Source organism: Pseudomonas sp. Soil_N_39, from assembly GCF_057655955.1.
Map to the genome: position 1 here is coordinate 162,102 of NZ_JBDGLI010000001.1, position 11,962 is coordinate 174,063.

Consider the following 11,962-nt stretch of genomic DNA (forward strand, 5'->3'; position numbering starts at 1 on the left):
CTCCTTGGCTAGTTCTGCAGGATTTTCTGGCCTTTGACGACAACGTTCTTGTTCGCCTTGATGTTGATGGCGCCGGAACCGTCGATGGTAATGTTCTTGCCGCTGATCACGATGGTGCCGTCCTTCTTCATGGTGATGCTGGCCGCGCCCGTGGTCAGGCTGATCGAGTCACCCGCGGTGAGGGCGAAGTGTTTGCCGACGTCCAGGCTGTCGTTCTGCTTGATGTTGGTGGTGCGGTTCTGGGCGACGTCGCGGGATTCATTCTGGCCGATCTGGGTGCTCTGGTTGCCGTTGATCTCGATCCCTTCGTTACCCTGGACCGTTTCGTTACGGTTGCCGCTGATGCCGATGGTTTCGTCGCCTCCCACGTCCTCGGTCCGGTTGCTGACGATGGTGATTTTTTCGTTCGCCCCGACTTTTTCCGTGCGGTCGGCACCGATGGTGATGGTCTCGTTATTGCCCACGCTCTCGGTGCGATTGGCACCAATAGTAATTTTCTCGTTACTGCCGACATCTTCGGTGCGGTTCACACCGATGGAGATGGTTTCGTTATTGCCGACCTTTTCCTTGCGATCCACACCGATGGTGATGGTTTCGTTGTTATCGACGGTTTCGGTACGGTCGTGTTTGACGTGCACGGTTTCGTCGTTGTCGATGGTCTTGCGCCGGTCGTGGCCAACCCAGTGGGTCTCGTCATTCTCGACTTCGATGTCCTGGTTTTTTTCGGCGTGGATAAACAGCTGCTCGGCGCCTTTTTTGTCCTCCATGCGGATTTCATTGAAGTTGGCCGGTGAGCCGCCCTTGCTTGAACGGCTTTTCACCCCGCTCTGGGTGGCATTGGCCGGCAACCCGTAGGGCACGGTCTGTTCGGCGTTGTAGACGCGGCCGGTGATGATCGGCCGATCCGGATCGCCCTCGAGGAAACTGACGATCACTTCCTGACCGATCCGCGGGAGCTGCACGGAGCCCCAGTTCTTGCCGGCCCAGGCCTGGGAAACGCGAATCCAGCAGGAGCTGTTTTCATTGGACTGGTCATGGCGATCCCAGTGGAAATGCACTTTGACCCGACCATATTGGTCGGTCCAGATTTCCTCGCCATTGGGCCCCACCACCACGGCAGTCTGCGGTCCACGGACGATGGGCATCGGCGTGAGGGGCAGAGGGCGGAAGGCCTGGTTGGCATCCATGCAGTCCAGCTCGCTGACGAATTGTTCGGCGACGTCCGACTGCCCGCTTTCATAGGCATCCTGACGAATCTGATAACGAGCGGCCACCACGAGATACTCGCGGTTCTGGTCCGCACGGTCGTACCCTGTCAGCGTGAACACATGACCGCAACCGATGCCGCGGGCGCGGCCGCGTAATTGCACACGCTCGAACTGGCTGTGAATGGCTTCGATGCGGGTACGCGCGTAGTGATCGCCATCGTTGCTCTGGACGTATTCACCCGGGTAGTCATAGAGCGGGTAGTCGGCGTTGGTGTGGTTGCGCGGCACGCTGGAGCGCACCTCAAGACTGGCGCGTGGGCGCAGGAAGTCATAGTCGTTCAGCGCCAGCGAGCCGGGTTGGACTTCTCGCGCCAGTTGCCAGTCGTAGAAATGATCGCGCTCGCGCATTTGCCGATCGGGCGGGTAGAAGGGCACCGAGGCATAGTCCGGCGCCGTGGAGTGGGCGCCGTAGGCGTCGGCGAGCACCAGAACGTGACGGCCCTTTTCATGGCGAAAGTAGTAATAGATGCCTTCCTGCTCCATCAGCCGACTGACAAAATCGAAGCTGGTTTCGCGGTACTGCACGCAATATTCCCACTCGCGATAGCTACCGCTCAGGCTGTCTTCGAAGTCGGAAAACCCGAGGTCGCGGAACACCTGCTTGATGATGTCTGGCACCGTCTTGTTCTGGAAAATCCGGCAATCGGAGGTGCGCGTGAGCAGCCAGAACCAGGGCCGTAGACTGACGCGATAACCAGCGAACTGGCCGTGCCCGGTCAACTGCCGGCAACTGCAGACAATGCCGTGGAAGTAGCGTTTGCCACCCTCGTACAGCTCCAGGGTCAGGCCCATCGGCTTGCCCAGCAACTGGTCGAACGTGATCGCCCGGTCTTCGGAGGTCAGGTCCAATTCGTAGTGGAACAACCGCCCCAGTTCTTCGCTGCCTTCCATGCCCTGCAGCAGCAGGACATCACCGCCGAGAGGACTGTCGACCTGCACCAAACGGGTGTTTTGCGTGATTGCCATGAGCGGCTTCCTTAGGCTCGGGTTCGGGCGTCAGTTGGCCGTTATCAATAAGGTGGCGCCGTACGCAAGGTCGCCGCCAAAGGGAATGTGAAGGGAAACCGAGTCCAACGTTTGCTGCACATCCACCACAGAGGTGATCTCCTTATCGGTCTTGCGGTTTTCAATCAAAGTGGACGTATGAGCAGCTGGATCAAACTGTGTCCGGAGCCATTGGATGGCGTCCCTGATCCGTTGAATACGTTCCAGCATCCAGCCAGATTGGCAGATGCTGAGGTCAAGATAGGTGACTGAAAGGTCGTTTGCTTAGTTTCGTTGGCTATATATCTAATTCTTAAATCGAATAAACAGTGAAACGGAGATGAGCATAGGGGATCCACGCTCTAGCCGCTGTAATACCTGCCTCACACACGTCTTGACGCCTCGCTTCCACCGCGTCCCCCATTCGGATCAAGCACGTTTCTGTTGTGCTATCGTATTCAAAGGTAATACCTATTGATACTGGAGAGGCCAATATGGCGACGTCGATCAAAATCGATGAGGATCTGAAGTACCGCATCCAGCAGTTGGCGAATGCGCGGCAGCGCTCGGCCCACTGGATCATGCGAGAAGCCCTTTCTCAGTATGTAGCACGAGAGGAAGCGCGGGAAAGCTTCAAGCAGGAGGCGCTGGCTTCGTGGACGGCCTACCAGGAAACGGGCCTGCACCTGACAGCGGCTGAGACCCGAGATTGGCTTAAAACGTGGGGAACCGAGGAAGAGTCGGAGCTTCCTGAATGCCACGATTGATCGTTACTGCGGGGGCAGGTGAAGGTCTGGAGCGTTGCCGTCGTTTCCTGCTGGAAAAAGACGTACAGGTGACGCGCAGGGCCGCTCAAGTCATTGAGCAGCAGTTGATGCGCCTGGAAGCCGACCCCCAGATAGGTCGCCCCTTTGCCGAGTCACCCGAACTACGAGAATTGATCATTACTTTTGGTGACGCGGGCTACATTGCGCTTTACCGTTTTGTCCCTGCGGAAGAAACCGTGTACGTATTGGCGTTCCGACATCAGAAGGAAGCGGGTTACTGATTGAAATTCTTCATGCCGAACAACCGGATGGAAAAAATGTTGCCCAGTTGCAATTTGTCCAGGCCGATTTCCTCGGCCATATAGGCGGCGGTATGGGACAGCATCAACAAGTCGAAACCATCGAGGAAGGTGATCAGCACCGACACACAGATGATCAGATAGTTGAAGCCCGACAGGTTGAGCCCCTCGATCAGGGCGGCGGCATCAATGGCACGTGACGACGTCATGGGTGTTCTCCCGATAAGACGTATGCGAGCGGGTTCCGGTGGGCGAGGTTCACCACAGCTTCCAGGTGTAAGCCACGATCAGGCGGTTCTCATCGAACTGCTGGGTCAGGCCATTCCCGGAGCGAAAGGTGAGGTTGCGCCAACGCACGTTCAGGCCTTCCAGCGCACCCCTTTGGAAAACGTAAGCCAAGTCGGTGTCACACAGTCACTCATTCGTGTGCATCGTGCGCAACGATCGAATTGCTCGCCGATTTCTCTCCTGCGGAAATGGTATCCCTCTGAGCGGTGGCTGTTTAACGTCGGGACCGGCTATTGAGCCGTTTCTGACAAGAATGTCAGGAAGCCGTCAGCCTCCAGACACCTTGGCTGTCTAGACTCACTGGGTTGCCCCGTTGCTGCAGAGGATTCACCTGATGCGCTTGCTTATTGTCGAGGACGAAGAAAAAACCTCTTCCTACGTCCATCGTGGCTTGACCGAGCTCGGCTACATCGTCGACGTCGCCACGAATGGCATCGATGGCCTGCACTACGCGTTGGAATGGGACTACGACGTGGTGATCCTGGATGTGATGCTGCCGGGCAAGGACGGTTACGACGTGCTGCAAGGCCTGCGCCTGCACAAGAAAACCCCGGTCATCATGCTGTCGGCCAGGGGCACGGTGGATGACCGCATTCGAGGGCTGCGCGAGGGCGCCGATGATTACTTGGGCAAACCTTTTTCATTTGCCGAGCTCGTCGCGCGTGTCCAGGCCTTGATCCGTCGTCGCGCCGGCGACACGGCTGACCTGACGCATTTGCGCATCGACGACCTGGAGGTCGATTTGCAAGCGCGCAAGGTGACCCGGGGCGGGCTGCGGCTGGACTTGACGGCCAAGGAGTTCTGTCTGTTGAGTCTGTTGGCGCGGCATCAGGGCGAAATTCTTTCCAAGCTGATGATTGCCGAGCAGGTCTGGGACATGAATTTCGACAGTGACGCCAACGTGGTCGAGGTCGCGATCAAGCGCGTCCGCGCCAAGGTGGATGCCCCGTATCCGCGCAAGCTGCTGCATACCGTCCGCGGCATGGGCTATGTACTGGAAAGCCGAGAGGCAGATGGCAGGCAGACGGGTACGCCTTGATGAAAAGATCGATCGCCAAGCGGCTCGCCCTGATGTTTGCCCTCGCTGTCCTGCTGATCATGTCGGTCAGCGCGACGCTGTTGCGCTGTTCCTTGAAACAATCGCTCGACGAGCAGATGCAGAACGAGCTGATCCTGCGCCATTCGGTGCTCGACCCGGTGTTGGCGAAATACGATTCGCCGACGTTCTGGGTTGGCTTGCGCCAGAAGCTCGACGGCCTGACGCCCGCGGATGAGCGGGTCCGCTATTGGATCCTGGTGGACAACCCGGCCTTCAGCTACGGCGGGGCGATGCCGGACGGCCAGGATTGGTCGAAGCGCTCCGATGGGCTGTTTACCGTCGATCTGCCTGAGCGAGAGCGACCCATGATGGCATTGCTCAAGACCATTCCTGCCATGGGGGATCGTCCGGAACTGCGCTTTATCGTGGGGCTGGATTCAACGCCGTTCAGGAAGACCCTGGACCACTTCACCAAGATACTGATCCTGACCTCTGCGTTGGGCATCGGCCTGGTTGCGCTGCTCGGTTACTGGATCGCGCGTTTCGGCTTGGGACCGGTGAGGCGCTTGAGCCGTCAAGCCAATAGCCTGCCGCCGGGGGATTCGAAGCAACGCCTGGACACCGAGGCACTGCCAGGCGAATTGCAGGAACTGGCGGTGTCGTTCAACGGCGCCCTGGCGCGCCAGGAAGCGGCCTGGTGTCAGCTCGAAGGGTTCAACGCCAATGTGGCCCATGAGTTGCGAACGCCCCTGACCAACCTGATCGGACAGACCCAGGTGGCATTGGCCCACGGGCGTGAGGTGGGCGAGCTTCAGGACTTGCTGCAGTCGAACCTCGAAGAGCTGGAACGGATGGGCACCATCGTCAACGACATGCTGTTCCTGGCCGGGGCCGAGAGCGGGCAGCGGGCAACCGAGCTCAGTGATGTCTCGCTTTATGAAGAGGCGTCGAAGACGGTGGAGTATCTGGAGCCGGTGCTGCATGACAAACAGCTGAACGTGCTGATCCAAGGCGACATGCGCGTGTGCATCGACCGACGCCTTTTTCACCGCTCCCTGGCCAATCTGATACAGAACGCGGCGCGCTACGCGGTGCCGACCAGCACCATTACGGTGAGCCTGGTCAGCCACGACAGGCAGGTCGAAGTGAGCGTTTCCAATGCCGGGGAGCCCATCGACAACGTACATCTGGAACGTTTGTTCGAGCGTTTCTACCGTGCCGACACCGCCCGGGCGCGAAGCGATGCGCACCATGGCCTGGGTCTTTCCATCGTGCGTGCGGTGGCGTCCATGCACGGTGGGCGCGTATTCGCCCACAGCGAGAATGGGCTCAATACCTTTGGATTTTCCTTGATGAACCAGGCGGCGCCTTAATCGTCGCCGCCGCGAGTAAAGTCCGCCCCCGTTTGACATCTTCCCGTCAGCCAGCAGTCACCTTGACGTCAGTCGCCCCCTCCTAGAGTGCTACGACCATCCCAACGAGGACAGTGTCGTGGAGCCCACTATGAATATTCGAAACCTGTCGATTGCCGGCCTGCTGGCAGTCATCTCCTTGAGCGGCTCGCCGCTGCTCGCCAAAGAACAACCGCAGTTCCCGGCCTATGAATATGGCATGCCGCTGGACATCGCCAGGGTCATCCATATCGAGGAGGCGACATCACCGGTATGCGAGGTCGTGCAAGCCAAGATGACCTACCTGAACACCCAAGGAATAAAGAAGCACGTCAGCTTTCTGCAGTTGGCTGAGGCGTGCTCGAACCAGTGACCGTCCGGCGATGCCGGTTCATTTCTTCAGACAGGGACCATCACCATGTGCAATAGAACAACACCTGCCATTGGCCGCACGAGCAACGTGAGCCGGCTTTCGAGAATGGCGAGAACCTTTGCTGCTGGCGTCGCGCTGCTCGGTGCGCTGAGTGTTGGAGCGTCCGATCGTGTTGCTCCGAAACCGGATTGGTCAACCCACGACATGCCCTCCCAGAAAGGTCGAATTGTCCTGGTCACGGGTGGCACCAGTGGCATGGGCTACGAGGACGCGCTGGCCTTGGCGCGTGCCGGCGCCGAGGTCATCATCGCCGCGCGTAACCCGGAGCGCGGCGCGCAGGCCATCGCGCGTATTCGCGAGTCCGTACCCGACGCCAAGGTGCAGTTCGAGACCGTGGACCTGGCCGATCTTTCATCCGTGCGCGACTTGGCCCAACGTCTCAATCAACGGCTGCCGCGCCTCGACGTATTGATCAACAACGCCGCCGTCATGGCGCCTCCGGAGCGGGGCACGTCCGCGGATGGCTTTGAGCTTCAGTTGGCCACCAACTACCTGGGGCACTTCGCGCTGACCGGCCTGTTGGTGCCGCTCTTGCGTAAAAGCCAGGATGCCCGTGTGGTGAGCCTGTCAAGCATTGCCGCGGCGCGCGGTGCGATGAACTTCGATGACCTTCAGAGCGAGCGGAAGTACGACCCGTACGCGGCCTACGCACAATCGAAACTGGCCGTCCTGCACTGGGCCTTTGCCTTGCAGCGGCGCAGTGACGCTGAGAACTGGGGCATTCGCAGCATGGCGGCGCATCCCGGCGTGGCGATCACCGAGTTGGTCGCACGGGGGCCCGGCCTCGACAGCGAGTTCGGCCGGCGCTGGGCAAAGGACCGCGACGCGTACCACTCGGCGGCGCAAGGGGCGTTGCCTACGTTGTATGCCGCCACGGCTGCCCAAGCCGTGGGCGGGGCTTATTACGGCCCGACCGGCGACGAAGAACGACGCGGGCCGTTGGGTTTCGCCAAGACGCCGCCCGCCGCGAGCACGCAGGCGGATGCCGAACGGCTCTGGTCCGTCTCCGAGCGCCTGACCGGCGTGACCTACCGCTGATGCAACCCCGGGCGCGGGCATCCGTCCCGCGCTCGTCCCCTGTCTTGTGGCCGTCTCCCTGGAGTCCCTATGAGTACGTTTCCCTATTTGCACCGACTGAGTCTCGCCCTGAACGCCCGCGACGGCGAGTTGCGCCCGGCGCTGTGCGGGTTCCTGCTATTTCTTTGCCTTTTCACCGGTTACTTCATGCTGCGCCCGATCCGTGAGTCGATGGGCATCGCGGCGGGGGTGGAGAACTTGCAATGGCTGTTTACCGCGACCTTCCTGGTCATGCTGGCGGCCGTGCCGTTATTCGCCTGGCTAAGTTCTCGAGTGCCACGCCTGCGCCTGATCGACTGGGTGTACGGCTTCTTCGGCTTCAACCTGCTGATGTTCGTCGAGCTGTTCCAGTTCCAGCCGGACAGTATCGCGTTGGCCCGGGTCTTTTACGTCTGGATATCGGTCTATAACCTGTTCGTCGTCTCCGTGGCCTGGAGCCTGATGGCGGATGTATTCGACAGCGAGCAGGCCAAGCGTCTGTTTGCCTTCATCGCCGCGGGCGCCAGCGTCGGCGGCTTGCTGGGGCCGGCCTTGAGCGCGCTGCTTATTGGTCCCCTCGGCGCCTCGGGGTTGATGCTGCTGGCGGCCTTGTTGCTCGGTGTCACGCTGGTGTTGAAACGGGCGTTGATGGGATGGCGCGAAACGGGCGGGGCTGGCCGTCCGGGCGCCGCGCCGACGCAAAGCCCCCGGCAGCCACTGCAGGGCAACCCGTTCAGCGGTTTGACGGCCGTGCTCAGGTCACCTTACCTGTTGGGCATCGCCGGGTTCGTCGTGTTGTTGGCGACGGTCAGCACCTTTCTCTATTTCGAGCAAGCGCGCCTGGTGGCCGAGCTCTATCCCGATCGCGAGGCGCAAGTGCGCATCTTCGGCACCATCGACATCATCGTGCAGGCCGGTGCGTTGCTGTCCCAGCTGTTCATCACCGGCCGCATCGCGCCGAAGTTGGGGGTGCGTGCTTTGCTGGCCATCGTGCCGTTGCTCATGTGCTTCGGCTTCCTCGGCCTGGCATTGGCGCCGGGGTTCGCGCTGCTGGCGGCGCTGATGATCGTGCGACGGATCGGCGAGTACGCGTTCGTCCGACCTGGCCGGGAAATGCTGTTCGCGCCGTTGGATGCCGAGAGCAAATACAAGGCCAAGAACTTCATCGACACCGTGGTTTATCGCGCGGGTGACGCCATGAGCGGCTGGGCCAAGAGTCTGCTCGACCTGCTCGGGCAAGGCGCCGGCCCGGCCGCGATGATGGGTGCCTGTTGCGCGCTGCTGTGGGGTTACTTGGGCTGGCAACTGGGGCGGCGGGCGGACAATGCCGCTTCGCGGGAGCTACGCTTGGCGGCCATTGCGGCCAGGGATGAAGACCGTGCCGACCAGGATGAAACCCACTCTATTGTCCGTCGCGTTGTTGCGGCGAGTGAAAGGTGATGCGGATGCGTCTGAAAAACAAAGTACTGGCAGTCGGTGCGATCGTTGCCTTATCGGCGTGCTCCAGCGTGTTTACGGGCAAAGAAAACGCCTTGGTCGGGACATGGCGCATGGTCAGCGCAACCGTTGAGAGTCAGGGCAGTGTATCGGATGCTTACGGCCCCGATCCTCATGGCTGGCTCGTCTTCACGCCAGAGCTGACGTTTGTCGAAGTGCTCACTGATCCGCGCGTGCCGGCGTTTCGATCCAATGTGCGTGGTGAAGGCACCGATGAGGAGAACCGGGCAGCGCTGGCGGGGAGCATCGGTTTCTTCGGGCGCTATACCGTCGACCAGAACGGTGAGTTCACGGGCAACACGGTCAAAGGGTCTACGTTCCCGAACTGGGTGGGCGCTGTGCGTACCCGGGACGACCTGCAGTTGAAGGTCGACGGCGACCGGATGGTGGAAGACTTTCGCCGTCCCGATGGGGCGAAGGTTCACATCGTCTTTGAGCGTGTAAGGTGATTTCGATGCGTCGTGCGTGCCGCCCTGGATGACCCAGGGCGGCTTGGCATAGACCTCAATACCCTGACCTGTAGCCGTTAGCGTATGAGAGGTGCAAGGCCTGTTCCATGCTCGCCAGCTTGATTTGGGTTTCCTCATATTCATCGGCCGGTCGAGATCCTTGAACAATCCCGCAGCCTGCGAACAAGTGGCAATGCGCAGGTGTCATCAGTGCTGAGCGCAGGGCCACCAGGAAATCGCCGTTGCCCCGAGAGTCCAGCCAGCCTATGGGGGCCGCGTACCAGCCCCGGTCGAAACCTTCGTGATGACGAATGAAGCCCATGGCTGTCGCGCCCGGCAAACCTCCAACCGCCGGGGTGGGGTGCAAGGCCTGGATACCGTCCAGCAAGCTGTGCCCTTCTTTCAGCCGGGCGCTGATCGGGGTACTCAAATGCTGCACCGTGGCCAGTTTTAAAAGCTCGGGTTGGGTTGCCGCTTGTAGCTCGTTGACGATGCCGTACAAGCCTTGCAGGATGGTTTGCACCACCAGTTGGTGTTCATGCAGTTCCTTGGGATCCGCTAACAAGCCTGCGCCTGCTTCCTGGTCTTTCTCGGGCGTTGGGGCGCGACGAGCGCTACCCGCGAGGGCATGGGTGCTCAGATGGCTTTCCTGGCAACTGAGCAGCCGCTCCGGCGTTGCGCCCATGAAACAGCTGTCTCCTCGGTGCAGGGCGAACAGGTGGGTCTGGTTGCGCCGCTCGTACAGCCGGCGCATGACGGCGCCGCTATCGAGGGCGGCGTCCAGCTGATATTCAATATGGCGGGCGAGCACCACTTTGCTCAGGTCGCCGCTGTCGATGGCCTGCAAGGCGTTGGCGACTTTGGCTTGCCACTGCGGCGCGGGCAATGCATTGCGTTCGATGACCGCGGGGCACGATTCGGGCGAGTGTGGCGTCGGGAAAAGCTGTTGGTACGCCGCCAGATTGGCAAGCGCCAATGCGGCCGGATCGCTACCGGGTTCCACCACGCACTGGCAACGCAGCCAGCGGCCGTCGGCGTCCTCGCTGAGCAACCATTGGGCCAGGTGAAAGCTGGCATCGGCAAACGGCGCCCAGTGCGGCGCGCAAGGCTGCTGGGTGTCGAAACGCATACCGCCCAGCAGCAGTGGTGGATGGGGGCCATCGATCACCGCGTCGGCGCACAGTGCGAACCATTGACGGTTCACCTCGGCCAATCGCTGGGGCCCCGCGGCTTCGATCTGCCAGGCACAGCCCAAGCCGAACAGTGCCAGGCCCGGTGAGTGAGCGCACCAGAAAAAGCCCTGCCGGTGCGCTTCGTAGAGCGCCAAGGGATCGAGGGACGGTGCGGGGCGCGAGCTCACTGCGACGACAGGACGCTGATGCTTCAACGCGAGCTGGTGCGCAGCTTCGAACACATTCAATAAGGCGGCTTCGTTCATACGGCCGCGCTCTTTTTTTGCAGCCAGAACGCCGTTTGTTCGGCGATGTACCAGTGGATGATCTGGTTGAACAGGCCCTCAATGAATTCACCGTCCAGCCCGGCCTCCTGCGCCCATCGCCGGCGCTGCGGCAACATCGCCGCGACGCGGTCCGGTGCGGCGATACTGGCCTGGTCAGGCTTGAAGGACGAGGCCGCGAGGACGTATTGCATGCGCAGCCCCAAGGCATCGACGATCTGCCGGTCGAGGGTGTCGATGGCGTGGCGAATGTCCGGCAGGCCGGTGCAGTGTTCCGGGGTTTTCATACCGAGTCTCCTTGAAGGTAGGCCGTGCGTTGCAGCAGGTGATGGATCACGGGGCGCGGCTGTTGCTTGAGGTAAAAATGATCGCCGTCGAACTGGCGGATATCCGGGGTGTGTTCGCTCAGGTCTGCCCAGGCCCGGGCCTGGTCAAGGCTGACTTCCGTGTCGGCCCGGGCCAGCAGTACGTCGATGGGCGCCGTCAAGCGGTCAAGCTGCGCCGGTCGCCAGGTCTCGATGGCCTGGTAGTCGCTGCGCAGGGTTGGCAGGAACAGTGCGCGCAGTTGCGGGTTGCCCCATAGGCCGGTGGCCTCGGCGTCCTGGCGCAGAATGTCGGCGATCAGCGCGGCGTCGTCCTGGCGGTGCAGGTCACTGGACGGTTGCCGGTGCGGTGGCGGGTGGGCCGAGACAAACACATGCTCGGCACCGACGCCCGCCGCCTCCAGCTGCACACCGACGGCGTAGGCCAGCGCCGCACCCATGCTGTGGCCAAACAGCCACAGCGGGCGGCTGGGCAAACTCAACAGGGCTTGGCTGATGTGTTCGGCCAGGCTGGCCAGGCAGGCAATACGCGCCTCGTTGAAGCGTTCTTCACGTCCGGGATATTGCACGGCCAGTAGATCGATATCTCCCGGCAGGTGCGCCAGCCACGGGCGGAAGAAACTCGCGCTGCCCCCAGCATGGGGCAGACACACCAGGCGGGCCCGAGGTTGGCCGCCCTCACGCAGTACGCGTATCCACGCGGACATTTCGC

At 61.2% G+C, this 11,962-nt stretch carries 14 protein-coding genes and 1 pseudogene; 8 read left to right on the top strand and 7 right to left on the bottom strand.

Going from position 1 to position 11,962, the window contains the following annotated elements:
* Positions 1 to 8: 8 nt before the first annotated feature.
* Both AC3A5O_RS00680 and AC3A5O_RS00685 read right to left on the bottom strand, forming a co-directional pair.
* On the bottom strand, positions 9 to 2,234 hold the full coding sequence (locus AC3A5O_RS00680) for a type VI secretion system Vgr family protein (protein WP_487752736.1): 2,226 nt from the start codon (positions 2,232 to 2,234) through the stop codon (positions 9 to 11).
* A 30-nt stretch (positions 2,235 to 2,264) separates the two neighbouring features.
* Positions 2,265 to 2,483, bottom strand: coding sequence for a hypothetical protein (locus AC3A5O_RS00685; RefSeq protein WP_305467033.1), 219 nt, complete (start codon positions 2,481 to 2,483; stop codon positions 2,265 to 2,267).
* Between the two features lie 263 nt (positions 2,484 to 2,746).
* On the opposite strand from AC3A5O_RS00685, the gene AC3A5O_RS00690 reads away from it, so the two are divergent.
* On the top strand, positions 2,747 to 3,019 hold the full coding sequence (locus AC3A5O_RS00690) for a CopG family ribbon-helix-helix protein (protein ID WP_487752737.1): 273 nt from the start codon (positions 2,747 to 2,749) through the stop codon (positions 3,017 to 3,019).
* Positions 3,007 to 3,300, top strand: coding sequence for a type II toxin-antitoxin system RelE/ParE family toxin (locus AC3A5O_RS00695; protein WP_487752738.1), 294 nt, complete (start codon positions 3,007 to 3,009; stop codon positions 3,298 to 3,300). The genes AC3A5O_RS00690 and AC3A5O_RS00695 overlap by 13 nt, the downstream gene beginning before the upstream one ends.
* On the opposite strand, the gene AC3A5O_RS00700 is transcribed toward AC3A5O_RS00695, so the two are convergent.
* Together AC3A5O_RS00700 and AC3A5O_RS00705 are read right to left on the bottom strand one after the other, a co-directional pair.
* Positions 3,294 to 3,527 carry a hypothetical protein gene (locus AC3A5O_RS00700; protein WP_487752739.1) on the bottom strand — a complete coding sequence of 78 codons (234 nt, stop codon included), beginning with the start codon at positions 3,525 to 3,527 and terminating at the stop codon, positions 3,294 to 3,296. The two genes, AC3A5O_RS00695 and AC3A5O_RS00700, sit on opposite strands and share 7 nt — an antisense overlap.
* 49 nt (positions 3,528 to 3,576) lie before the next feature.
* Positions 3,577 to 3,726 (bottom strand): annotated as a pseudogene (locus AC3A5O_RS00705) (OprD family outer membrane porin); the annotation flags it as partial.
* A gap of 214 nt (positions 3,727 to 3,940) precedes the next feature.
* On the opposite strand from AC3A5O_RS00705, the gene AC3A5O_RS00710 reads away from it, so the two are divergent.
* The 6 genes from AC3A5O_RS00710 to AC3A5O_RS00735 all read left to right on the top strand — a co-directional run bounded on the left by AC3A5O_RS00710 (position 3,941) and on the right by AC3A5O_RS00735 (position 9,471).
* On the top strand, positions 3,941 to 4,645 hold the full coding sequence (locus tag AC3A5O_RS00710; protein ID WP_122564821.1) for a heavy metal response regulator transcription factor: 705 nt from the start codon (positions 3,941 to 3,943) through the stop codon (positions 4,643 to 4,645).
* Positions 4,645 to 6,018: a heavy metal sensor histidine kinase gene (locus AC3A5O_RS00715; protein WP_122564820.1), complete on the top strand. Its 1,374-nt coding sequence runs from the start codon at positions 4,645 to 4,647 to the stop codon at positions 6,016 to 6,018. Before AC3A5O_RS00710 ends, AC3A5O_RS00715 begins: the two co-directional genes overlap by 1 nt.
* Positions 6,019 to 6,148: 130 nt before the next feature.
* Positions 6,149 to 6,409: a DUF2790 domain-containing protein gene (locus AC3A5O_RS00720; RefSeq protein WP_122564819.1), complete on the top strand. Its 261-nt coding sequence runs from the start codon at positions 6,149 to 6,151 to the stop codon at positions 6,407 to 6,409.
* A gap of 105 nt (positions 6,410 to 6,514) precedes the next feature.
* Positions 6,515 to 7,507, top strand: a complete 993-nt coding sequence (locus AC3A5O_RS00725; RefSeq protein WP_305467020.1) for an oxidoreductase — start codon at positions 6,515 to 6,517, stop codon at positions 7,505 to 7,507.
* 69 nt (positions 7,508 to 7,576) lie between these two features.
* Positions 7,577 to 8,965: an NTP/NDP exchange transporter gene (locus tag AC3A5O_RS00730; protein ID WP_305481577.1), complete on the top strand. Its 1,389-nt coding sequence runs from the start codon at positions 7,577 to 7,579 to the stop codon at positions 8,963 to 8,965.
* A 5-nt stretch (positions 8,966 to 8,970) separates the two neighbouring features.
* Positions 8,971 to 9,471 carry a lipocalin-like domain-containing protein gene (locus tag AC3A5O_RS00735; RefSeq protein ID WP_487752740.1) on the top strand — a complete coding sequence of 167 codons (501 nt, stop codon included), beginning with the start codon at positions 8,971 to 8,973 and terminating at the stop codon, positions 9,469 to 9,471.
* A gap of 55 nt (positions 9,472 to 9,526) precedes the next feature.
* Here the strand turns inward: AC3A5O_RS00735 and AC3A5O_RS00740 are convergent, their stop codons facing one another.
* From AC3A5O_RS00740 to AC3A5O_RS00750, 3 genes are read right to left on the bottom strand one after another with little or no spacing between them, the layout of a single operon-like run.
* Positions 9,527 to 10,909, bottom strand: a complete 1,383-nt coding sequence (locus AC3A5O_RS00740) for an isochorismate synthase (protein ID WP_487752741.1) — start codon at positions 10,907 to 10,909, stop codon at positions 9,527 to 9,529.
* Positions 10,906 to 11,214: an isochorismate lyase gene (locus AC3A5O_RS00745; protein ID WP_305467012.1), complete on the bottom strand. Its 309-nt coding sequence runs from the start codon at positions 11,212 to 11,214 to the stop codon at positions 10,906 to 10,908. Before AC3A5O_RS00745 ends, AC3A5O_RS00740 begins: the two co-directional genes overlap by 4 nt.
* The gene (locus tag AC3A5O_RS00750) at positions 11,211 to 11,957 is read right to left on the bottom strand and encodes an alpha/beta fold hydrolase (protein WP_205929573.1); all 747 of its coding nucleotides are present in this window, start codon (positions 11,955 to 11,957) and stop codon (positions 11,211 to 11,213) included. Before AC3A5O_RS00750 ends, AC3A5O_RS00745 begins: the two co-directional genes overlap by 4 nt.
* Between the last annotated feature and the right edge of the window lie 5 nt (positions 11,958 to 11,962).

Excerpts from the sequence above, each read along its gene's own strand:
- AC3A5O_RS00680 (WP_487752736.1), bottom strand. The coding sequence starts at position 2,234 with ATGGCAATCACGCAAAACACCCGTTTGGTGCAGGTCGACAGTCCTCTC.
- AC3A5O_RS00685 (WP_305467033.1), bottom strand. The coding sequence starts at position 2,483 with ATGCTGGAACGTATTCAACGGATCAGGGACGCCATCCAATGGCTCCGG.
- AC3A5O_RS00690 (WP_487752737.1), top strand. The coding sequence starts at position 2,747 with ATGGCGACGTCGATCAAAATCGATGAGGATCTGAAGTACCGCATCCAG.
- AC3A5O_RS00695 (WP_487752738.1), top strand. The coding sequence starts at position 3,007 with ATGCCACGATTGATCGTTACTGCGGGGGCAGGTGAAGGTCTGGAGCGT.
- AC3A5O_RS00700 (WP_487752739.1), bottom strand. The coding sequence starts at position 3,527 with ATGACGTCGTCACGTGCCATTGATGCCGCCGCCCTGATCGAGGGGCTC.
- AC3A5O_RS00710 (WP_122564821.1), top strand. The coding sequence starts at position 3,941 with ATGCGCTTGCTTATTGTCGAGGACGAAGAAAAAACCTCTTCCTACGTC.
- AC3A5O_RS00715 (WP_122564820.1), top strand. The coding sequence starts at position 4,645 with ATGAAAAGATCGATCGCCAAGCGGCTCGCCCTGATGTTTGCCCTCGCT.
- AC3A5O_RS00720 (WP_122564819.1), top strand. The coding sequence starts at position 6,149 with ATGAATATTCGAAACCTGTCGATTGCCGGCCTGCTGGCAGTCATCTCC.
- AC3A5O_RS00725 (WP_305467020.1), top strand. The coding sequence starts at position 6,515 with ATGGCGAGAACCTTTGCTGCTGGCGTCGCGCTGCTCGGTGCGCTGAGT.
- AC3A5O_RS00730 (WP_305481577.1), top strand. The coding sequence starts at position 7,577 with ATGAGTACGTTTCCCTATTTGCACCGACTGAGTCTCGCCCTGAACGCC.
- AC3A5O_RS00735 (WP_487752740.1), top strand. The coding sequence starts at position 8,971 with ATGCGTCTGAAAAACAAAGTACTGGCAGTCGGTGCGATCGTTGCCTTA.
- AC3A5O_RS00740 (WP_487752741.1), bottom strand. The coding sequence starts at position 10,909 with ATGAACGAAGCCGCCTTATTGAATGTGTTCGAAGCTGCGCACCAGCTC.
- AC3A5O_RS00745 (WP_305467012.1), bottom strand. The coding sequence starts at position 11,214 with ATGAAAACCCCGGAACACTGCACCGGCCTGCCGGACATTCGCCACGCC.
- AC3A5O_RS00750 (WP_205929573.1), bottom strand. The coding sequence starts at position 11,957 with ATGTCCGCGTGGATACGCGTACTGCGTGAGGGCGGCCAACCTCGGGCC.